This window comes from Lutibacter citreus, from assembly GCF_003260195.1.
Lineage (GTDB): Bacteria > Bacteroidota > Bacteroidia > Flavobacteriales > Flavobacteriaceae > Lutibacter > Lutibacter citreus.
The window spans coordinates 609,454-629,884 of the sequence record NZ_QEIH01000003.1; the positions used below are offsets into that span (position 1 = coordinate 609,454).

At 28.5% G+C, this 20,431-nt stretch carries 20 protein-coding genes; 8 read left to right on the plus strand and 12 right to left on the minus strand.

What is annotated here, in order from left to right:
• Nucleotides 1–226: 226 nt before the first annotated feature.
• From DAD81_RS08700 to DAD81_RS08720, 5 genes are all read right to left on the minus strand, one after another.
• Nucleotides 227–607 carry a hypothetical protein gene (locus tag DAD81_RS08700; RefSeq protein ID WP_111707859.1) on the minus strand — a complete coding sequence of 127 codons (381 nt, stop codon included), beginning with the start codon at nt 605–607 and terminating at the stop codon, nt 227–229.
• Nucleotides 608–791: 184 nt separating this feature from the next.
• Nucleotides 792–1,907 carry an efflux RND transporter periplasmic adaptor subunit gene (locus DAD81_RS08705; RefSeq protein WP_111707860.1) on the minus strand — a complete coding sequence of 372 codons (1,116 nt, stop codon included), beginning with the start codon at nt 1,905–1,907 and terminating at the stop codon, nt 792–794.
• 70 nt (nt 1,908–1,977) lie between these two features.
• A complete protein-coding gene (locus tag DAD81_RS08710) occupies nt 1,978–3,225 on the minus strand; it encodes an ABC transporter permease (protein ID WP_111707861.1) in 1,248 nt (415 codons plus the stop codon).
• A 2-nt stretch (nt 3,226–3,227) separates the two neighbouring features.
• Nucleotides 3,228–4,457: an ABC transporter permease gene (locus DAD81_RS08715; RefSeq protein ID WP_111707862.1), complete on the minus strand. Its 1,230-nt coding sequence runs from the start codon at nt 4,455–4,457 to the stop codon at nt 3,228–3,230.
• A gap of 3 nt (nt 4,458–4,460) precedes the next feature.
• The gene (locus DAD81_RS08720; protein WP_111707863.1) at nt 4,461–5,153 is read right to left on the minus strand and encodes an ABC transporter ATP-binding protein; all 693 of its coding nucleotides are present in this window, start codon (nt 5,151–5,153) and stop codon (nt 4,461–4,463) included.
• Between the two features lie 95 nt (nt 5,154–5,248).
• On the opposite strand from DAD81_RS08720, the gene DAD81_RS08725 reads away from it, so the two are divergent.
• Nucleotides 5,249–5,665: a thiol-disulfide oxidoreductase DCC family protein gene (locus DAD81_RS08725; RefSeq protein ID WP_111707864.1), complete on the plus strand. Its 417-nt coding sequence runs from the start codon at nt 5,249–5,251 to the stop codon at nt 5,663–5,665.
• Nucleotides 5,666–5,689: 24 nt separating this feature from the next.
• On the opposite strand, the gene DAD81_RS08730 is transcribed toward DAD81_RS08725, so the two are convergent.
• Both DAD81_RS08730 and DAD81_RS08735 read right to left on the minus strand, forming a co-directional pair.
• The gene (locus tag DAD81_RS08730; protein ID WP_111707865.1) at nt 5,690–6,994 is read right to left on the minus strand and encodes a dicarboxylate/amino acid:cation symporter; all 1,305 of its coding nucleotides are present in this window, start codon (nt 6,992–6,994) and stop codon (nt 5,690–5,692) included.
• A gap of 109 nt (nt 6,995–7,103) precedes the next feature.
• The gene (locus DAD81_RS08735) at nt 7,104–7,592 is read right to left on the minus strand and encodes a hypothetical protein (protein ID WP_111707866.1); all 489 of its coding nucleotides are present in this window, start codon (nt 7,590–7,592) and stop codon (nt 7,104–7,106) included.
• Between the two features lie 163 nt (nt 7,593–7,755).
• Between DAD81_RS08735 and DAD81_RS08740 the strand changes: the two genes are divergently transcribed.
• Together DAD81_RS08740 and DAD81_RS08745 are read left to right on the plus strand one after the other, a co-directional pair.
• Complete coding sequence (locus DAD81_RS08740; RefSeq protein ID WP_111707867.1) at nt 7,756–8,394, plus strand: DUF937 domain-containing protein; 639 nt, start codon at nt 7,756–7,758, stop codon at nt 8,392–8,394.
• Between the two features lie 111 nt (nt 8,395–8,505).
• Nucleotides 8,506–8,805, plus strand: a complete 300-nt coding sequence (locus DAD81_RS08745) for a DUF6787 family protein (RefSeq protein WP_111707868.1) — start codon at nt 8,506–8,508, stop codon at nt 8,803–8,805.
• A gap of 11 nt (nt 8,806–8,816) precedes the next feature.
• On the opposite strand, the gene DAD81_RS08750 is transcribed toward DAD81_RS08745, so the two are convergent.
• From DAD81_RS08750 to DAD81_RS08760, 3 genes are all read right to left on the minus strand, one after another.
• A complete protein-coding gene (locus DAD81_RS08750) occupies nt 8,817–9,092 on the minus strand; it encodes a hypothetical protein (protein ID WP_111707869.1) in 276 nt (91 codons plus the stop codon).
• 442 nt (nt 9,093–9,534) lie between these two features.
• Nucleotides 9,535–10,161 carry a peptide-methionine (S)-S-oxide reductase MsrA gene (gene msrA / locus DAD81_RS08755; protein ID WP_111707870.1) on the minus strand — a complete coding sequence of 209 codons (627 nt, stop codon included), beginning with the start codon at nt 10,159–10,161 and terminating at the stop codon, nt 9,535–9,537.
• 61 nt (nt 10,162–10,222) lie between these two features.
• Nucleotides 10,223–11,245: a threonine aldolase family protein gene (locus DAD81_RS08760; RefSeq protein ID WP_111707871.1), complete on the minus strand. Its 1,023-nt coding sequence runs from the start codon at nt 11,243–11,245 to the stop codon at nt 10,223–10,225.
• 162 nt (nt 11,246–11,407) lie between these two features.
• Between DAD81_RS08760 and prfB the strand changes: the two genes are divergently transcribed.
• The 4 genes from prfB (at nt 11,408) to arsC (ending at nt 16,071) form a co-directional block, all read left to right on the plus strand.
• Nucleotides 11,408–12,514 carry a peptide chain release factor 2 gene (gene prfB, locus DAD81_RS08765; RefSeq protein ID WP_111707872.1) on the plus strand — a complete coding sequence of 369 codons (1,107 nt, stop codon included), beginning with the start codon at nt 11,408–11,410 and terminating at the stop codon, nt 12,512–12,514.
• 2 nt (nt 12,515–12,516) lie between these two features.
• Nucleotides 12,517–13,134 (plus strand): HAD family hydrolase, encoded by a 618-nt coding sequence (locus DAD81_RS08770; RefSeq protein ID WP_111707873.1) that lies wholly within the window; start codon nt 12,517–12,519, stop codon nt 13,132–13,134.
• Nucleotides 13,135–13,280: 146 nt separating this feature from the next.
• Complete coding sequence (locus DAD81_RS08775) at nt 13,281–15,671, plus strand: TonB-dependent receptor domain-containing protein (protein WP_111707874.1); 2,391 nt, start codon at nt 13,281–13,283, stop codon at nt 15,669–15,671.
• A 61-nt stretch (nt 15,672–15,732) separates the two neighbouring features.
• A complete protein-coding gene (gene arsC / locus DAD81_RS08780; protein ID WP_111707875.1) occupies nt 15,733–16,071 on the plus strand; it encodes an arsenate reductase (glutaredoxin) in 339 nt (112 codons plus the stop codon).
• 172 nt (nt 16,072–16,243) lie between these two features.
• Here the strand turns inward: arsC and DAD81_RS20820 are convergent, their stop codons facing one another.
• A complete protein-coding gene (locus DAD81_RS20820; protein WP_179950041.1) occupies nt 16,244–16,411 on the minus strand; it encodes a hypothetical protein in 168 nt (55 codons plus the stop codon).
• A 170-nt stretch (nt 16,412–16,581) separates the two neighbouring features.
• The gene (locus DAD81_RS08785; RefSeq protein ID WP_111707876.1) at nt 16,582–18,189 is read right to left on the minus strand and encodes a fumarate hydratase; all 1,608 of its coding nucleotides are present in this window, start codon (nt 18,187–18,189) and stop codon (nt 16,582–16,584) included.
• A 293-nt stretch (nt 18,190–18,482) separates the two neighbouring features.
• Between DAD81_RS08785 and fumC the strand changes: the two genes are divergently transcribed.
• Nucleotides 18,483–19,880 (plus strand): class II fumarate hydratase, encoded by a 1,398-nt coding sequence (fumC, locus tag DAD81_RS08790; protein ID WP_111707877.1) that lies wholly within the window; start codon nt 18,483–18,485, stop codon nt 19,878–19,880.
• The last annotated feature ends 551 nt before the right edge of the window (nt 19,881–20,431 follow it).

The window sequence follows — 20,431 nt, forward strand, 5'->3', positions numbered from 1 at the left end:
AATACAAACATTTAAAATTTATCATTCTGAATGACTGAAAGAAAATGAAGAATCTCTGGGTTCTATTATTAAATTACAACATTCTCCTTCACTCATTTGAAATGCTTTTATTTCATCATTTTAAAGCTTTTAAAAAAACTTAATCAATCTGTTCTTACTAATAGGTGAGATTTTTACTATAATTCAAAATAACACATTTTTTCACTTTTTAAACAGCCTGTTTTTATTATAAATATTTCAAGAAGAAATCCATCATGGCTTCTTTTAATGCATAGTGCATTTTAACAAAAGTTTTCATTTCATCCTTCAACAACACTTGTTTTTCTAGAAATTTAGCTTCTGAATTGTTTTCGTATTTAGCCTGTTCAACTTCTCTTTTCTTCATTCTAATTCTGTGCCTTAAATGAAGGATTACCTCACGTTCCCTAATTATTTTATTTTGAAAACCTTCTACTTGCACCATAACATCTTTTCCAAGATTTCGAATCGCAACAAGTTCTAATTTTTCTTCAAAATAATCCATTTCACCTTCTTGAAATTTCAACTCTCTTTTCCACACTTCAAGATTGAAGCTTAAATCACTTAAAAATAACAACTGACTCTCCATATATTATTTGGCTTTTAAATTATATAATAAATTTCGAAATTTTTATTTAATTTTCATCTGATAAAAGTCATAAAAATTATATAAAACTTCATAAAATAAATACTTCTTCTATAAAGATAAAAAAAAAGCGTTTTAATTAAAATTAAAACACTTCTTTTATTTGATTATTTTTAACAGATAAACCTTATTCTTTATCCTCTTTGTCTTTATCTTTTTTTGAAGCTTTATTCCAAATTTTTATATCATCATCTAAAGAAACACCCGATAATATTTCAACATTAATTCCATCAGAAATTCCTAATTCAACATTTTGCTTTTTAAAATCTTGATCTCCCGTTCTAATTTCAACAAATGCACTATCTGTTTTCTTATCAAACTGCAATAATGCCTCTTTTATAGATAAAACGCTATCCTTTGATTCTAGAACTATATCAGCATTAGCACTATAACCTGCTCTTACAAAAAATTCATCATCTAAGGTAACATCTCCTTTAATCTTAAACTGTACAGCTCCATTTTCTTCAGTACCCTTAGGTGCTATAAAATTAAGTTTTGCTGGGTATTTTTTCTTTTCAATTGCCCCTAAAGAAACTTCCAAAACAGTTCCATTCTTTATTTTACCAACTTCTGCTTCATCTACTTTTCCTTCAAAAATCATTTTTGTCATATCTGCAATTGTTGCAATAGTAGTTCCTGCATTAAAGGTATTACTTTCAATTACCTGATTTCCTTTACGAACTGGAATTTCTAAAATTGTTCCTGAAATTTCTGCCTTCACATAAGTATTAGCCGTTTTCCCCATTCCAGCTGCTGATCCTTTCTTAATAATTTGTAAATTATTTTGTGCGTTTCTTAAATCTTGATTTGCGCTATTAAAACTCAATTCTGAATCCTCAAAATCTGATCTTGATTTTACACCTTTTTCATACAACCCTTTAATTCTATCATAATTAGTTTTGGCATTATCATATCGTAATTGAGCAGTTTTCACATTTCCTTGTGCACTATTTAAACTCTGCACATTTGGTACAACTCTAATTGTTGCTATTAAATCTCCAACTTCAACAATGGCACCTTCTTCAACATATATTTTTTCTATTATACCAGAAACTTTAGGCTTAATTTCAGCCTCCTCTAGAGGTACAACTTTTCCTGTTGCTACAGTTTTTCTAACAATATTTGTTTTAAATGGTTTTTCTGTTTCAAATTGAATTGGAGATTTGCTATTCTTTACTCCAAACCAAATTAAAACAGCTATTAGCGCCGCTGCAATTGATCCAAAAATTATTGTTTTTTTCATTAGTTATTGATTTTCTGTTTATTATATATGTTGAACTATTAAAACAAGATTCAACTCTTTTTCGTTTAAATTACTCTTCTCTTAATGCTTCAATAGGTCTAATACTTACTGCTGTTTGAGCAGGAATAAGGCCAATTAAAGTACCTAGTATAATTAATGTTGCCACTGCAATTAAGATAACAGGAATATCAACAGTTGGGTTAGCTAATACAGCATCTGGTCCCTGCCCTAATGTTAGATCGATTAACATTAATACTATTCCTCCAAAAATTATTCCTAATGCTCCTGCAATACTAGTTAAGAAAACCGATTCAAGAATAATTTGACGTTTAATTTCCCACGGTTTTGCTCCTAAAGCACGTCTTATACCTATTTCCTTAGTTCGTTCTTTTACAGTTATTAAAAGTATGTTTCCAATAGCAAAAACACCTGCAATTAATGTTGCAATACCAACAAACCAAGTTAAAAATTGCATCCCTGTTAAAAAGCCTGTTACTTGTGCTATTCTTTCTCCTAAATTAAAACTACCAAAAGCTCTTTCATCATTAGGATTAACTTTATGTAAGTTTTTAAGCAATAACTTAACATCTGCTTCAATTTGAGTAATATCAAATTCAGGTTTACCGGTAATCATCATCCATCCTATTTTATCTCCAATATTGTAAACTTGTTGAAATGTAGTGAACGGAATATGAATATTACCTTGTGGACCTCCAGAGCCAACTTGCCCTGATTTGTACATACCTATAACCTTATAATTAATATTGTTTACCTTAATGTATGTTCCTAATGGATTATCACCTTTATCAAATAATTGTTTATAAATTTCCTCTTCAAATACACAAACTTTTCTTTTCTTTAAGATATCTTCATGATTTATAAAACGCCCATAAACTAAATCTTTCTTTTGAACTTTATCTAATTCTGGATAATCTCCAAAAACTCCAAAAGTTCCGGTTTTAAATTTGTTCACTGCCAATGCTTGTCTTTGTAATCTTGGCACTACAAATTCTAACCCTTTTATTTCATTTTTAATGTTTTCCATGTCAGACATTTTAAGGCTTAATTGTCTTCCTTCTTGAAAACCTTTAAATGGTTCTGCTGTGCTCTGAGCCCATATAAACACACTGTTAGTTGCGAAATTTCCAAATAATTTATTAAAATTATTTTCCATACCTCTTGCTGCACCTAACAATACAACTAATAAAAATATACCCCACATTACACCAATAATGGTAATCCCTGTCCGAACTTTATTTTTCCGAATACTACTGTATATTTCTTGCCAAGTATCTTTATCTAATAAGAAATTTTTCATAATTATTCATCATTTAATGCTACAATTGGTTTGATACTCGACGCTCTTTTTGCTGGAATATAACCAGCAACTGTTCCCGCTATAATTAAAACTATTGTGGCTCCAACCACAACGTAAGTCTCAACACTTGGGTTTAAAATAAAATAATCCTCTAAACTGTCACCTAAAGACTTTAATGCAAATACTCCTAAAAGTAATCCTACATATCCCGATATAGCAGTAACAAAAATAGATTCGAGCATTATCATTCCAACTATTGATTTTGGAGTAGCTCCTAAAGCTTTTCTTATTCCAATTTCTTTGGTACGTTCTTTTACAATAAATACCATTATATTGCTGATACCAATTATCCCAGCTATTAAAGTTCCAATACCTATAAATAAAATAATAATATTTAAAACCCCCATAAACTGTTCAACGTTTTTAGTGCCTTCCGCATAATTTTGAATACGAATTGCACCTTGATCTCTAGGTTCAACACTATGTTTTTCCTTTAATAATTTTGTTAATGTATTTGTAAATGAAATTGCTTGATCAACCGATAATTCAGGATTAAAAGTAAACCCCATATAATCTAATTCATCATTTGGTTTATACATCCCTTGAAAAGTTGTAAAAGGAGCGTAAATAAAGCGTTCATCATTATCTCCTCCTGGATCACTAAAAACACCAACAACTTTGTATGAAATTCCTTCAATATTTATATTTTTACCTAAAGCGTATTTATTTCCAAATAAATCTTTTTCAACCAATCTTCCTATCGCAACTACTTTAGATTTTCTTTCAACATCCAAATAAGTTAAAAACCGACCATCTTGAATCACTGTAGACTCTAATGGTTGATAATCTGGATATACACCTCTTACGTTATATCTGTTTTGCTCACTTTTATAAATTACCTGCATATTACGTTGAATATTAGGGCTGAAAAATTGAATTTTATCTTCAAATTTTTCATTTATAAATTTCATATCATCATTTCTATACTGAATTTTTCGGCCACTTTGTAACCCTTTATATGGTTTTGTAGTTCTCCCCGACCTAACGTAAACAGAATTTGTAGCATCACCAGCAAATTGTTTTTCAAAAGTATGTTTTAATCCATTTCCTACTCCAAATAAAAGGGTAAACAACAAGATTGCAAAGGCAATAGTAAATCCTGATAAAGCCGTTCTAAGTTTATTTTTTGATAACGTTTGGAAAATTTCTTGCCACCTATCTAAATCAAACATAACTTACACTGTTGCTTTATTATTTGTTAACTCATCACTTATTATTACACCATCTTTTAAACGTACAATTCTGTCTGTTTGTTCTGCAATATCTTCTTCGTGAGTAATTACAAAAACGGTCATTCCTTCTCTATTAATTTCTTTTAGCATTTCCATAACAGCTTCAGATGTTGTTGAATCTAATGCTCCTGTTGGTTCATCTGCTAATACTACTTTTGGTTTTGTTACTAAAGCACGTGCAATGGCAACACGTTGTTTTTGCCCTCCAGACATTTCACTAGGTAAATGATTGGCCCAATCCTCTAATCCTACTTTTCTTAAATATTGCATTGCAATATCATGTCGTTCCTTTCTTCCTATACCCTGATAGTATAATGGAAGCGCAACATTTTCTACTGCTGTTTTATAATTAATTAAATTAAATGATTGAAAAACAAAACCTAAAAATTTATTTCGTAGAATTGCTGCTTTCTTTTCATCTAACTTTTCAATTAATTGTCCGTTTAAATAATAATTTCCTGAATCATGTTCGTCTAATAAACCAACAATGTTTAATAAGGTAGATTTCCCAGAACCTGAAGACCCCATAATTGCAACAAACTCGCCCTCTTTTATATGTAAATCTAATCCTTTTAAAACGTGAAGAGAATCTTTTCCTATTGGGTAAGATTTATGAAGTTTTTCAATCTTTATCATTTAGTTGTTATTTAAAACGAATTTATTAATTGCCTATGAATATTGTTACTAAATTTTTGTTAAAACAGTTCTTTTATTATTATTAACTTTACAATATGAACAATATAAAAAATAAATCAATTATTCTCTTTGATGGCGTTTGCAACCTTTGCAATTCATCGGTTAATTTTATAATTAAAAATGATGAAAAGGCGTATTTCTTATTTGCTTCTTTACAATCTGACGTTGCAAAGGAAATTTTGTTACATCATAATTCAAATAAAATAAATTTTGATACTATTATTCTTGTTGAAAATAATAAAATATTTTATAAATCTACTGCTGCTTTAAGAATTATAAAAAGATTAGATGGCCCTATTAAAATACTTTACTTTTTAATTATTGTTCCTCCTTTTATAAGGGATTCTGTTTATAACTTTATTGCCAAGAACAGATATAAATGGTATGGTAAAAAAGAAAGTTGTGTTATTCCAACTGATAATTATAAAAAAAGATTTTTAGATTTAATTTAAAAAAATCAATTACAAAGAATATATTTATTTCTTGTGATAATTGTCATCCCATTCCTTAACTTTAGGTTTATGTAATTTATTTAAAGTTTTTGCCACTATCATAGATACTGATGCATCTCCTGTTACATTTACGGTGGTTCTGCACATATCTAAAGGTCTGTCAATTGCAAAAATTAAGGCCAATCCTGCTTCTGGAATTCCTGCTTGTCCTAAAACAATCACTAACATTACCATTCCCGCCCCTGGAACAGCTGCTGAACCAATACTTGCTAAAGTTGCAGTTACAATTATACCTAATTGAACTCCTAAACTTAAATCCATACCAAATGCCTGGGCTATAAAAACAGCTGCAACGGCTTGGTACAAACTTGTACCATCCATATTAATTGTGGCACCAATTGGTAACACAAAACTACTAACTTCTTCATCTACTCCTAAATGTTCCGTTACTCTTTCCATAGTAACTGGTAAAGTTGCAGCACTACTACTTGTAGAAAATGCTAATAATTGAGCAGGTGAAATACCTTTAAAAAATGTTGAAGGATTTTTTTTAGTTACTACCCAAACTAAGAGATTATAAAAACCAATCATTAATAGTAATCCTAAAACCACTGTAAAAGCATACCAAATTAATGCTTTAAACAAATCTAAACTTGGAGACTCTACAACTAACGCTGCCAATAATGCAAACACACCATAAGGTGCTGCTAACATTATTAAATCAATCATTTTAAGGATAACTTCATTAAACCCATCAAAGAATTTTTTTACTGGTTTAGAATCTTTTTCAGGAATTAAAATTAAACCAATTCCAAAAAAGATAGCAAAAAAGATTATTTGCAACATGTTTTTATTTTCTGAAGCTGCTCCAAAAATATTATCTGGAACAATATCAACCAATGCTTGCAAAGGACCTGTTTCTTTTTGTTTTAAAGCTTCATTAGAATATTTTGCGGCATCTCCACTATAATTATTTACTAACTCTTGTCTAGTTTCTTCAGAAATAGAATTTCCCGGTTTAATAATATTTACCAATAACAAACCTATTGAAACAGCTACAACGGTTGTTACTAAATATAAACCAATGGTTCTACTTCCCATTTTTGAAAGTTTTGAAATATCTTTTAAATCTGATACTCCTTTAATTAAGGATGCCAGAATTAATGGGACAGCAATTAATTTTAATGAATTTATAAATATCTTTCCAAATGGTTTTATCCAATCTTGTACAATTTCCTTACCGTTATCAAACTGTGTCATTAATACTCCAACCAGAATTCCCAATATCATTCCAATAATAATTTGCCAGTGCAACGCTAATTTCTTCATCCATTAATTTTAATATTCGCGGAAAGATAAAAAAACAAGATAACATTGTTCAATTTAAGCCATAAAAAAAAGCACTTAAAGTGCTTTTTTTTATTATATAATTAGTTTATTAGAATTGATACCTAAGAGATAATGCTATATCTAAATCTGTATCATTTCCATAATCACCTAAAATTCCTATTTCAGGTCTAAAATCTAGAGAGATTAAAAGTGGTACTCTAAAATCGTATTCAATTCCTATATTACCATCAGCATTTAAAAACAATCCATCATCATCATGATTAATAACTTCATTATTGTAACTCCAAGAGCCTACTCCTGCTCCAAACCCAGCATACCAATTTAAACCATTATCAATATTCCAAACCCATTGATAAATACCTGATAATTTAAATGCATCATAATTTTTATGATTTCTATATCCCAAATCGATTTCAAACCTGTTATTTTCAATTAATTTTTTCTGATATGATATTTCTCCTCCAAATCCATCATTATCTCCAAATCTTATACCAATTGAATTTTCTGAAATATCTTGAGCAGAAACAAGATTCACTATACAAAACACAAACAAAATAAATAACAGTCCTTTTTTCATAATAAATATATTTTAAATATGGAGTATTAGATAACAAATCTTATACCAATATGCACAAAACGGTAAGCTTATTTTTTTATTTTATGTGACCTAATAATTTTTTAAGTGTCATAGTTTATAGAATTTTAATTATATTAGAGTATAAATTAATAAAAACATAAAAATGGCAGGAATATTAGATTTATTAAACAGTGACCTTGGAAAAACATTAATTAGTGGAGCAAGTAAACAATTTGGACAAGATGAAGGAAAAACAGCTAACGCCTTAGGCGCTGCACTCCCTTTAATTCTTGGAGCTATGAAAAACAACGCTTCTTCACCTGAAGGTGCTGCAGGTTTACTTAGCGCTTTAGGAAATGATAAACATAGTGGTGGAATATTAGACAACCTAGGAAGTATTTTAGGTGGTGGTGGTGTTGATGATGATGTATTAAAAGATGGTGCTGGAATTTTAGGCCATGTTTTTGGAGGTCGCGAACAAAACGTTGCGCAGGCAGTTAGTAAATCTAGTGGTATAGATTTAGCAAGTGCTATGAATATATTAAAAGTTGCTGGACCTTTAGTTATGGGAGCTATAGGAAAAGAATCACGACAAAAAGGAGTAGCTGATCAAAATGGTATTGGTGACTTGTTAGGTGGTATGTTAGGTGGAGCTTCTAATGAACAACAAAGTTTAGTATCTAAATTACTAGATGCTGATGGTGATGGAAGTATGATTGATGATGTTGCAGGAATGTTACTTGGAGGTAATAAAAAAAGTGGTGGTATTGGAAGCCTTTTAGGTGGTTTATTCGGAAAATAAATTCAATAATTCAAATATAATGTCAAAAGGCTTAGCAAATTGTTAAGCCTTTTTTCATGAAAAATTTTATTTCTGAAATATAAATGTACTTTTGCATCGAAATTAAGGTAAATGGAAAAATTAAAACAACGTTGGGGAATATCCTCTAATTTTCAAATTATACTAATCATTTTAGCTTTTTCGGTTAATGGTTCTTTTGCAGCTTGGATAGCAAAACCTTTAACTGAATTTATAGGTTTGGATTATGAAACTACAAACCCTTGGCTATTTTGGCCTGTTAGAATCTTTTTGATTTTTATTATTTATCAAATAACATTACCTCTAGTTGGTTTTTGTTTTGGACAGTTTAAATTCTTTTGGAATTTTTTTACTGTAAAAATGTTAAAAAGAATGGGATTTAAAAATCTTTAAAATAACCTATACTAGTTCTTCTTATCACGTTTTATTAAATATTTGTAAACCCATGTTAAAGTAAACGTAGGTAAAAAATCTGTTCCAAAAAATCCAGCTTCTTCTACAAAAGAAACTAACCCTCCTATTTTCCCTTCGGTTCCTTTATACATTTTAAAAAGTATAAAAGCTGATGCAGGTGCCCAAATAACATCAGAAAACTCTCCTATTGCAGGTATTACAAATGATAACATTCCTATCCCATCAAAGAGTAAACCAGCTAATAATAATTTGTATTTTTTTTTCATAAATCTTATACTTTCTTAAAATATAGCAATTTAAATGCCAAGATTATTTTCATTTAAATAATATATCCAACTTTAAAAAAAAATTACCTAAATATATAATCTATCATATTAAATTAAAACAGATTAAGACTATTCATGTAAAGTTTTAATTTAATGTGAATTTAACACTTAATAAGGTCTTATTTTAAACCTAAAGAGAATACTTTTTATAATTGATTAATATTTACTGTATCAAATCTTTCTTTAAAAATATTAATATACTCATTTTAAATATCCCTTATTAAGAGTTCTAAACAAATCATATTCCTAAATTCAATTAAGTTTTATAATAAAATAACCATCTAAAAAAAACACTTAGATTTCTTTTAAATACAATTAAACCCACAATTAGGAATAATTGTAGGTTTAAAATTAGTTACTTTTATATTCTAACTACTAAATATTATTTTTTTAATTTGGACTTAAAATTCTTTATAAATTTTTCCAATTTAGGGTTAATAACAGCAGTACAATAACCTTGAGTTTTATTATTGTTATAATAGTTTTGGTGATAATCTTCTGCCGAATAAAAAATATCTAATTTGGATACTTCTGTAACAATTGGTTTATTAAAAACATTTGCTTTAGTCAGTTCATCTATAAAATTTTCCGCAATATTCTTTTCTTCAATACTATTATAAAAAATTGCTGATCTATATTGTGAACCAACATCATAGCCTTGTTTATTTAATGTTGTCGGGTCATGAGTACTAAAAAAAACTTCCAACAATTCTTGATAACTTATAATATTAGAATCATATGTTATTTTAATTGCTTCTGCATGTCCTGTTTTACCAGTACATATCTCTTTATAAGTTGGGTTCTTTAACTTCCCTCCTGTGTAACCTGAAGAAACACTTTCAACTCCTTCTAACAGTTGAAATATAGCTTCTGTACACCAAAAACATCCATTTGCAAAAATTGCAGTTTCTATTTTATTTTCAGACATAGTATTTTTTTTATCAATATTAGATTTTGCAAAACTATTTGCAGATATTATAATTATAAATAGGATTAAAACTCTTTTCATTTTAAATAATTTATAATTATAGTCGATCAACAATAAAAAACTTTACACTACAACGTCTTTTTTAAATGTTCTTTAATGTAAATACTACACGTTCTAGCATTTCTTCGGTAAAATCTAAATGAGTTACAATTCTCAATTTTCCCTGTCCCATTGATATTAAATCAATATGTGCATCCCTTAACCGACTAATAAAATCTTCTTCATTTATAGTATCAACTACATTAAAAATAACTATATTAGTTTCAATTGGTTCCACTTTTTTAACCAATGAACATTTATTAAGTGCGTTTCCTATAATTTGAGCACGAGAATGGTCTTTAGCAAGTCTTTCTATATTATTATCTAAAGCATAAATCCCAGCAGCAGCCAAATAACCAGCTTGTCTCATAGCACCTCCAAATAATTTTCTAACTCTTAAAGCTTTCTCTATATGCTCTTTTGAACCCAATAAAACAGAGCCAATTGGAGCTCCTAAACCTTTAGACAAACAAATAGAAATGGTATCAAACAATTTTCCATATTGTTCAGGAGTTTCATTTTTAGCAATCAAGGCATTAAATAATCTTGCACCATCTAAATGAAAAGCCAAATCATTTTTTGAACAAATTTTTCTAATTTTTAAAAGTTCTTCAAAATCCCAACAAGTTCCACCTCCTTTATTAGTTGTATTCTCTATTGCTACAAGTTTTGAAAATGGAACGTGAATATCAGATCTACCACTTGTTACTGCTTCTTCTAACTGTTTTGCTGTAAATGTTCCTCTTTCTCCATCAATTAAATGAGATGTAACTCCAGAATTAAAAGCTGCTCCTCCTCCTTCATAATTATAAACATGTGCCCATTTATCGCAATACATTTTATCTCCTGGTTGTGTTAAAATCTTTATTGCTGTTTGATTGGCCATTGTACCAGAAGGAAAAAACAATGCATCTTCCATACCAAACATTTCTGAAATTTTTTGTTGTAATTTAGTAACTGTAGGGTCACTTTTAAAAACATCATCTCCTACTTCGGCACTCATCATTGCCTTTAACATTTCTTTTGAAGGTTTTGTAACCGTGTCACTTATTAAATCTATTCGCATTCTATATAATTGATTTTAGATGTTTTACAATTTATATTACATTATAAATTAAAAAAACATCACCTTTAATAACTCTTTTTATTCTTAAATATAAATGTAGTTACTTATTTTATTTTAAGGTTTAAAAATGAAAGTTTATTTTTGTAATTCTTAATCCACCAAATGATATCAAACGACCAATTAAATAAATTGCAAGAGCGCATTAATAACTTGAAAGTGTATCTTGATATTGATAAAAAAATAATTGAAATTTCTAACGAAGAAGAAAAAACTGTAAATCCAGATTTTTGGAATAATCCAAGGGAAGCTGAAGTTATAATGAAATTACTAAGATCCAAGAAAAAGTGGGTTGAAGATTTTAATTCTATCTGTTCTTATTATGAAGATACTTCTGTACTCCTAGATTTTTATTCTGAAGGAGAATCTACAGAAGAAGAAGTTGAGATCTCTTACAATAAAGCTATTGAAATATTAGAAAGTTTAGAATTTAAAAATATGCTTTCTGAAGAAGGTGATAATCTTAGTGCTGTTATACAAATTACAGCTGGCGCTGGTGGTACAGAAAGTTGTGATTGGGCAATAATGCTAATGCGTATGTACTTAATGTGGGCCGAAAAGCAGAATTTTAAAATTAGAGAATTAAATTACCAAGCTGGTGATGTAACGGGTATTAAAACTGTTACACTTGAAATTGAAGGAGAATATGCTTTCGGATATTTAAAAGGAGAAAACGGTGTACATCGTTTGGTAAGAATCTCTCCTTTTGATAGCAACGCTAAAAGACATACAAGTTTTGCATCCGTTTATGTGTATCCTTTAGTTGATGATAGTATTGAAATAACCATAAATCCAGCAGATATTGAAATAATAACTTCTAGATCAAGTGGTGCTGGAGGGCAAAATGTTAATAAAGTTGAAACAAAAGTTCAATTAAATCACAAACCAAGTGGTATTCAAATATCTTGTTCAGAAACTCGCTCACAGCACGAAAACAGAGATAGAGCTATGCAAATGTTAAAATCTCAATTGTACGAAATTGAACTTAGAAAACAACAAGAAGCTAGAAGTGATATTGAAGCTGGAAAAATGAAAATTGATTTTGGCTCTCAAATAAGAAATTATGTTATGCATCCATATAAATTAGTGAAAGATGTAAGAACGGCATTTGAAACAGGGAACGTAGATGCGGTTATGAACGGTGAAATTGATGGATTTATTAAAGCATATTTAATGCAACAAGGACAAAAAGATACTTCAAACGAATTATAATTATGAAAAAAATTGATACAATAATTTTTGATTTAGGTGGAGTTTTAGTAGACTGGAACCCTGAAAATCTTTATAAAAATGTATTTAAAGGTGATACGGATAAAATGAATTGGTTTTTAACCAACGTTTGTACTCCCGAATGGAATATTGAGCAAGATGCTGGAAGAACTATTGAAGAAGGCGAAAATATAAAAATTGCAGAATATCCCGAATATGCCGATTTAATTAAGCTTTTTTATAAGGACTGGGAATATATGTTTGCTGGCCCAATTAAAGAAAATGTTGAGTTGTTTAAACAATTTAAAGCTTCCAATAATTATAAAGTATATGCACTAACAAATTGGAGTGCAGAAAAATGGACCAAAGCATTGGAGTTATTTCCTTTTTTTAAAGAATTTGATGGTGTTGTAGTTTCCGGACAAGAAAAATGTAGAAAACCATTCCCTCAAATTTATAATATAATATTAAATAGATATAATATTACTTCTGAAAACGCTGTTTTTATTGATGATAATTTAGAAAATATAAAAGCTGCACAATCATTAAAATTAAATGCTATCCATTATTCTAAAAGTGTAAATTTATCATCTGAGTTAAAAAAATTAAAAATATCAATTTAATTTTACAATTTACGGATTGTCGTAATAGTAATACAAATAGTCATTTATTATCAATAAAATGTTATTTATTAGTTATATTTAGTATTTTTACAATTGAAAAAGTTGTAATTAATACTTTAAGACTATGAAAATTTAAATGTTAGTAAATGAGAAGTATATTTTTGTTTTTAATAATACTAACCCCGCTATTAAATTTTAGCCAAAATTCTAATGATGATTATTTCACTATAAAAGGTAAAATAATTGATTCAGAAACAAAAAATCCGATATCAGATGCTTCAATAGTTTTTAAAAATAATGATTCTAGTTTAATAAAATATGGAGCATTATCTAATTCTAAAGGTAACTTTAACTTAAGTATTAAAAGAGATATTTATAATGCTTACATAAGTTTTATTGGATACAAAACTAAACAACTTAATATATCTGATGTTTCTGGAAATTTAAACATTGGTACTATACAATTAGAAATTGATGATAATTTTTTTGATGAGATAGAAATTGTTGCCAAAAAAAGAGCAATTGAGTTTAAATCTAATATAATAGTATATAATGTAGAAAAAGATTTATCATCTAATGGTAGTTCTGTTTCGCAAATATTAAATAACATTCCTTCAGTATCGGTTGATTCAAATGGAGCTATAACAGTTCAAGGACAAGGAAATGTACAGGTAATGATTAACGGAAAAACATCTGCACTTTCCAATATGAGTGTTTTAAATACTTTACCTGCTGGCTCTGTAAAAAAAATAGATGTAATTACAAATCCTGGTTCAAAATATAACGCATCTGCATTAAGCATAATTAATATTGAATTAAAAAAAGGTAAAGATGAAGGCCTAAATGCCTCTACAACCCTTACTGGTGGTTATAATGATTACTATGGAGGTTTAATTAACTTTAATTATAAAACAAAAGGTATTAATTTTTTTACAAATACTTCCTACGCTCATAGCAATCCCATTGAAACTTCTGTTTCTAACACACAATACTTTGAAAACGGAATTAACTCATCCTATTTAAAAGAAAATAGTGAATTTAACAGTAAAAACAATACCTTTTATACTACTATTGGTAGTGAATTTAATTTATCAAAGAGTAGCACTTTAACAACAAGTTTTAACTATCAAAATGCCAATCACAAAAGCTCTACGCTAACAAATTCAAATATATTTAACGTTAATAATATACCTATATCGGAAAATAACCGAAACAATTCAGGAGATTTTGAAAATGAAATACTTGAATTTGTTGTTGATTTTGAACATAATTTTAAAAAAGAAGGTCAAAATCTTACTTCATACGCTTCTTACTCTTCAGATAATGATTTATTTAATACTAATATTATTAACTCCAATAACAATTTTACAAATGAAGAGTTTATAGAAGATAATAAATTAACAAATTCAATTTTTGACTTAACATTTACCAACCCGCTTGGGGAATACTCAACCTTAACAATGGGATATTATGGTGAATTTGAAAAAACCCCTTTTAAACGAATGGGAACAGAAAATAATAATGAAATTAATTATAAAGAAAACATCCACGCAGCATCTATTGAATATGAATTTCAAAACAATAAATTATATGCCAGAGCTGGGTTAAGGGGAGAGTTTTCTGAAACTGATGTTAACTATTTAAGTTTAGGCACTTTACAAAACAATCATTTTAATGATGTTCTTCCTTCCTTTTCTTTTGAATATAACCTAACAGAAAAATCAAACATTAATTTAAGTTATGGAAAATTAATTTTAAGACCTAATTATCAAAGCTTACAACCATTTGAACAAAAATATAGTGAAACATCATCTTATATTGGAAACCCTAACTTAGTACCTATCTATATGGATAATTCAAGTTTATCCTACTCTTACTTTGGAAACAAAATTACCATTGTTCCTACATTAAAATTTCAGAGATATAAAAATTATTGGCAAGATGTTACTTATGAAACCGGAGAAAAACTAGATGGAGTAAATAAAATTATTACAACTCCTGTTGGTCTTGGAAAAGTTGATTACTATGGTATTAGCACAAATATTGTTTATAAACCTAACCCTAATTTAAGTTTAACAGGAAATATTTTATTGATAAATTTCGACCAAACAGGAACATTTAAAACGGTAAACTCAGCTAATGAAACTATTGTTTTAGATTACAATCAAGCTAATTTAAATGGATCTGCAAGTTTATTAACCCAATTAAAAATTCCGAATGTTTTCAATGTTCAATTAAATACAAAACATTTTTTAAAATCTAAAGGTCCATATTCTACAAGAAAAGCATATACCTATGCTAGTGCAGCAATAAATAAAGATTTATTTAATAAAGAAGCTTCAATTAGTTTAACAATTGATGATCTATTTTTATCAAATAAAACGGATAGAGACAGATTTGATACAAACTATTTTTCAACAAGTTTGATTAAAAATAAATATAGAAAAATACTACTTTCATTTACTTATAGATTCAACCAAAGTAAAAAGGATAGAAATATTGATTTCAATAAAAAAGATATTAAACCGAATTACTAATTTTTATTACTTTTAATTATTGCTCTTATTATTTATCATTATTTTTGATAAAATTTAAGAAATGAAAATATATCACAATCCACGTTGTAGTAAAAGTAGACAAGGCTTAGCTATTTTAGAAGAAAGCAAACTTAATTTTGAAACTATCAAATATTTAGAAACTCCAGTTTCTAAAGAAGAATTAACCGAAATAATCACTCTTTTAAAAATCTCTCCTATTGATTTAGTTAGAAAAAACGAAGCTATTTGGAAAGAAAACTTCAAAGGTAAAGAATTGTCAGATGATGAAGTTATAAATGCAATGGTAGAAAACCCTAAGTTAATAGAAAGACCTATAGTTATTAATAATGGAAAAGCGGTAATTGGCCGTCCGCCAGAAATTATTAAAACAATTTTGTAGTAGTTTTAAATTATTAAAATTATTATTCCCTAAAACAAATTACTACTTCAATTAAATAAAAATATTAACAACACTTTTAAATACTGAAAAGCATCTAGAAAAAATACTTAAATACAATCTATAAAAAAAGGCAACTAATTAGCTGCCTTTTTTATTATATATATGTTGTCTATTATTCTTTTTTTGCTGGTTCACCACCTTTTCTAAATTTCCAAGCTTCTCTTGCTGCCCCAATTAACCAATAAGGAATAATAAAGCTAACCAAAAAAATCAATAACCAAAATCCCATTGTGAATATTGTTAGGAAAACTAAAAATCCTGAAAATTGAGATAAATCCATAGTACTTTTATTTATTTTTTATAATATGTTACAAAAATAATATTTATTTTGAATTAAGTGTACAAAATTTAAATTTTTTAATGATAATTCTCATATAATATTTCAAAAAAAAGACACTTGATGAACAATGTTCACAAGTGCCTTTAATTTTTAACTATTTTTTCTTCTAATTATTTAAATTCAGCAAAGAAATCATTCCCTTTATCATCTACTAATAAAAATGCTGGAAAGTCTTCTATTGTAATTTTACGAACAGCTTCCATACCTAATTCTGGAAAATCAAGAACTTCTACAGATTTAATACTATTTTTTGCTAAAATTGCAGCAGGTCCACCAATAGAACCCAGGTAAAAACCTCCGTTAGCTTTACAAGCGTCTGTTACTTGTTGCGAACGATTCCCTTTTGCTACCATTACCATACTACCACCTACTTTTTGAAAAGGATCTACATAAGGATCCATACGCCCGGCAGTTGTTGGTCCAAAACTACCTGAAGCCATTCCTTTAGGTGTTTTTGCAGGTCCTGCGTAATAAACTGGATGATCTTTAAAGTACTGAGGCATTTCTTCTCCATTAGCTAACATTTCGCTAATTCTTGCGTGTGCCATATCACGAGCAACAATTAATGTTCCTCTTAAACTGAAACGTGTTTTTACTGGATATTTTGAAAGTTCTTCACGAATTTTCTCCATTGGTTGATCTAAATCTAACTCAACAGCATCCTTTAAATGTGGTGCTTCTTTTGGTAAAAATTGCGCAGGATTTTTTTCTAACTGTTCAAGAAAAATACCTTCTTCTGTAATTTTCCCTTTTACATTACGGTCTGCACTACAACTAACTCCTAATCCTACCGGACAAGATGCTGCGTGACGTGGTAAACGAATTACACGAACATCGTGTACAAAATACTTACCTCCAAATTGAGCTCCCACTCCACTTTCTTGACAAATTTTTGTGATTTTCTCTTCCCATTCAAGATCACGAAAAGCTTGTCCGCCATCATTTCCTTCAGTTGGTAAGTGATCTAAATAACCTGCAGATGCCTTTTTTACAGTAGCTAAATTAGCTTCTGCAGAAGTACCACCAACCACAAATGCTAAGTGATAAGGAGGACAAGCAGAAGTTCCTAAATCCATAATATGTTGCTTAACAAAAGCAGTTAAGTTTTCTTCCGTTAACAAAGACTTAGTCATTTGATACAGGTAAGTTTTATTAGCTGAACCACCACCTTTAGTTATAAACAAAAATTCATATTTATTTCCTTTTTCAGCATAAATATCAATCTGCGCAGGAAGATTATTCCCCGAGTTTTTTTCTTTTAACATTGTTTGAGGAACAATTTGAGAAAAACGTAAATTATCTGTTTGGTACGTATTATAAACACCTTTTGAAATATATTCAGCATCATTAACTCCCGTGTAAACATCCTCACCTTTTTTAGCTACACAAATTGCAGTTCCAGTATCCTGACAGGTAGGTAACTCACCTTCTGCTGTTACCATTTGGTTTAGTAGCATTGTATACGCAACAAAACGATCATTATCTGTAGCTTCTGGATCTTTAAGAATACTCTCTAATTTTTTTAAATGAGCAGCACGTAAATAGAAAGACACATCATGGTATGCAGCTTGTGAAAGCAACTCAAGACCTTCTGGTGCAACTTTTAATATTTTACGTCCATCAAACTCAACCATAGAAATATGGTCTTTAGTTAATAAACGATACTCAGTAGTATCCTTTGTAATAGGAAATGGCTTTTGGTATTTAAATTCAGACATCTTATATAATTTTATTGAAATTCAATTTTTACTCTTGCAAATATACAAAATGGAAGCAAAAAATAGTTGACAAATAAAAGGTTTATTTATCCTTTTTTATTCTAGTAAACATTTTAAATATATTAGTCTTTTTAAGCTTTTTTAAACCCTTTTTTTTAATATAAATACTAGAATATTAAATTTTAGCTCTACATCTTATTTTTTTAACATATTCAATATTAATAAATTAACATCTATTTTTATTTTGTAAATTAATCAATATCTTCAAACTATTAATAGATAAAACCAATATTATGAAATATAGAATTGAAAAAGACACCATGGGAAATGTTAAAGTACCTGCAGCCAAGTATTGGGGAGCACAAACGGAACGATCACGAAACAATTTTAAAATTGGCCCTACAGCTTCAATGCCTATTGAAATAATTTATGGTTTTGTTTATCTAAAAAAGGCAGCTGCACATACAAATTGTGAGTTAGGTGTTTTATCTATAGAAAAAAGAGATTTAATTTCAAATGTTTGTAATGAAATTTTAGATGGGAAATTAGATAATCAATTTCCTCTTGTAATTTGGCAAACAGGTTCTGGCACACAAAGTAATATGAATGTAAATGAAGTAATTGCAAATAGAGCACACGAAATTGCAGGAAATATTATAGGTGAAGGAGAAAAAACGATACAGCCAAATGACGATGTAAATAAATCACAATCTAGTAACGACACCTTCCCTACTGGAATGCATATTGCATGTTATAAAATGATTATTGAAACAACAATTCCTGGTATTAAAAAATTAAGAGATACATTAAAAGCAAAATCTGAAGAATTTAAAAACGTTGTGAAAATTGGACGTACGCATTTAATGGATGCTACTCCTTTAACAATTGGACAAGAATTCTCTGGTTATGTTTCTCAATTAAATCATGGCTTAAAAGCTTTAAAAAATACATTACCTCATTTATCTGAATTAGCTTTAGGAGGAACTGCGGTCGGAACTGGATTAAATACACCTAAAGGCTATGACGTTATAGTTGCTAAAAAAATTGCTGAATTTACAGACTTACCTTTTATTACTGCTAAAAATAAGTTTGAAGCTTTAGCTTCACACGATGCTATTGTTGAAAGCCACGGAGCATTAAAACAATTAGCTGTTTCATTAAATAAAATAGCTAATGATATTAGAATGATGGCTTCTGGTCCTCGATCAGGCATTGGAGAGTTAATAATTCCAGCTAATGAACCTGGGAGTTCAATTATGCCTGGAAAAGTAAACCCTACGCAATGTGAAGCTCTAACTATGGTATGTGCACAAATTATGGGTAATGATGTTACTATTACATTTAGTGGCGCACAAGGTCATTATGAATTAAATGTATTTAAACCCCTTATGGCTGCAAACTTTTTACAATCGGCCCGTTTAATTGGTGATGCTTGTGCTAGTTTTAATAAGTATTGTGCAATTGGAATTGAACCAAATTATAAGCGTATTAATGAATTAGTAAATAATTCGTTAATGTTAGTTACTGCGTTAAATACCAAAATTGGATATTATAAAGCAGCTGAAATTGCAAATACCGCTCATAAAAATGGAACTACTTTAAAAGAAGAAGCTGTACGTTTAGGACATGTTACGGCAAAAGAATATGATAATTGGGTAAAACCAAAAGATATGATTGGTTCTTTAAAGTAAATAATAAAATTAAATAAAAATACTATTTTATCTTTTTATTAAAATACTATTTGCACTATAAAACACGCATTTTATTAATAAAAAATTACCATTTGTTTAAAATAATGTAATAACACTATTAATATAATTTAACTTTTTTTTAAGCTAAATTATTGATTTATATGACGTTAAAAAAAATATTTTTTAAAATAAAAGACTAATTAGTTTTTTTTATGAAATATATATCCCTACTTTTGTAGGGTATAACCCCATACCGATTAAAATTTTGACAAAAACCCCACATAATAAGATTATTCTTTTAATAAAATTATTTGCTTGTCTTAAAATTTACACTACAAATTTTTTAAATACTCGTAATTTTTACAACCTAATATTTATTGATTATCTAAATTTTAAATCATTATTAAATAATGATTTAAAACTAATTGATACAATAATTACATCTCGTTTTAATCATAAAAAAATAATAGCATTCAATAAATTATTACCAATTAAATCAACCCTAAAAAAAATAAATCAACCCAAAGCAAAAAATTAACCTAAAAACAAAA

Coding starts and splice junctions, on each gene's coding strand:
- arsC (WP_111707875.1), top strand. CDS start 15,733: ATGAAAATATATCACAATCCACGTTGTAGTAAAAGTAGACAAGGCTTA.
- fumC (WP_111707877.1), top strand. CDS start 18,483: ATGAAATATAGAATTGAAAAAGACACCATGGGAAATGTTAAAGTACCT.
- DAD81_RS08735 (WP_111707866.1), bottom strand. CDS start 7,592: ATGAAAAAAGGACTGTTATTTATTTTGTTTGTGTTTTGTATAGTGAAT.
- DAD81_RS08760 (WP_111707871.1), bottom strand. CDS start 11,245: ATGCGAATAGATTTAATAAGTGACACGGTTACAAAACCTTCAAAAGAA.
- msrA (WP_111707870.1), bottom strand. CDS start 10,161: ATGAAAAGAGTTTTAATCCTATTTATAATTATAATATCTGCAAATAGT.
- DAD81_RS20820 (WP_179950041.1), bottom strand. CDS start 16,411: ATGGATTTATCTCAATTTTCAGGATTTTTAGTTTTCCTAACAATATTC.
- DAD81_RS08725 (WP_111707864.1), top strand. CDS start 5,249: ATGAACAATATAAAAAATAAATCAATTATTCTCTTTGATGGCGTTTGC.
- DAD81_RS08750 (WP_111707869.1), bottom strand. CDS start 9,092: ATGAAAAAAAAATACAAATTATTATTAGCTGGTTTACTCTTTGATGGG.
- DAD81_RS08730 (WP_111707865.1), bottom strand. CDS start 6,994: ATGAAGAAATTAGCGTTGCACTGGCAAATTATTATTGGAATGATATTG.
- DAD81_RS08715 (WP_111707862.1), bottom strand. CDS start 4,457: ATGTTTGATTTAGATAGGTGGCAAGAAATTTTCCAAACGTTATCAAAA.
- DAD81_RS08745 (WP_111707868.1), top strand. CDS start 8,506: ATGGAAAAATTAAAACAACGTTGGGGAATATCCTCTAATTTTCAAATT.
- DAD81_RS08700 (WP_111707859.1), bottom strand. CDS start 607: ATGGAGAGTCAGTTGTTATTTTTAAGTGATTTAAGCTTCAATCTTGAA.
- DAD81_RS08705 (WP_111707860.1), bottom strand. CDS start 1,907: ATGAAAAAAACAATAATTTTTGGATCAATTGCAGCGGCGCTAATAGCT.
- DAD81_RS08720 (WP_111707863.1), bottom strand. CDS start 5,153: ATGATAAAGATTGAAAAACTTCATAAATCTTACCCAATAGGAAAAGAT.
- DAD81_RS08740 (WP_111707867.1), top strand. CDS start 7,756: ATGGCAGGAATATTAGATTTATTAAACAGTGACCTTGGAAAAACATTA.
- DAD81_RS08785 (WP_111707876.1), bottom strand. CDS start 18,189: ATGTCTGAATTTAAATACCAAAAGCCATTTCCTATTACAAAGGATACT.
- DAD81_RS08775 (WP_111707874.1), top strand. CDS start 13,281: ATGAGAAGTATATTTTTGTTTTTAATAATACTAACCCCGCTATTAAAT.
- prfB (WP_111707872.1), top strand. CDS start 11,408: ATGATATCAAACGACCAATTAAATAAATTGCAAGAGCGCATTAATAAC.
- DAD81_RS08770 (WP_111707873.1), top strand. CDS start 12,517: ATGAAAAAAATTGATACAATAATTTTTGATTTAGGTGGAGTTTTAGTA.
- DAD81_RS08710 (WP_111707861.1), bottom strand. CDS start 3,225: ATGAAAAATTTCTTATTAGATAAAGATACTTGGCAAGAAATATACAGT.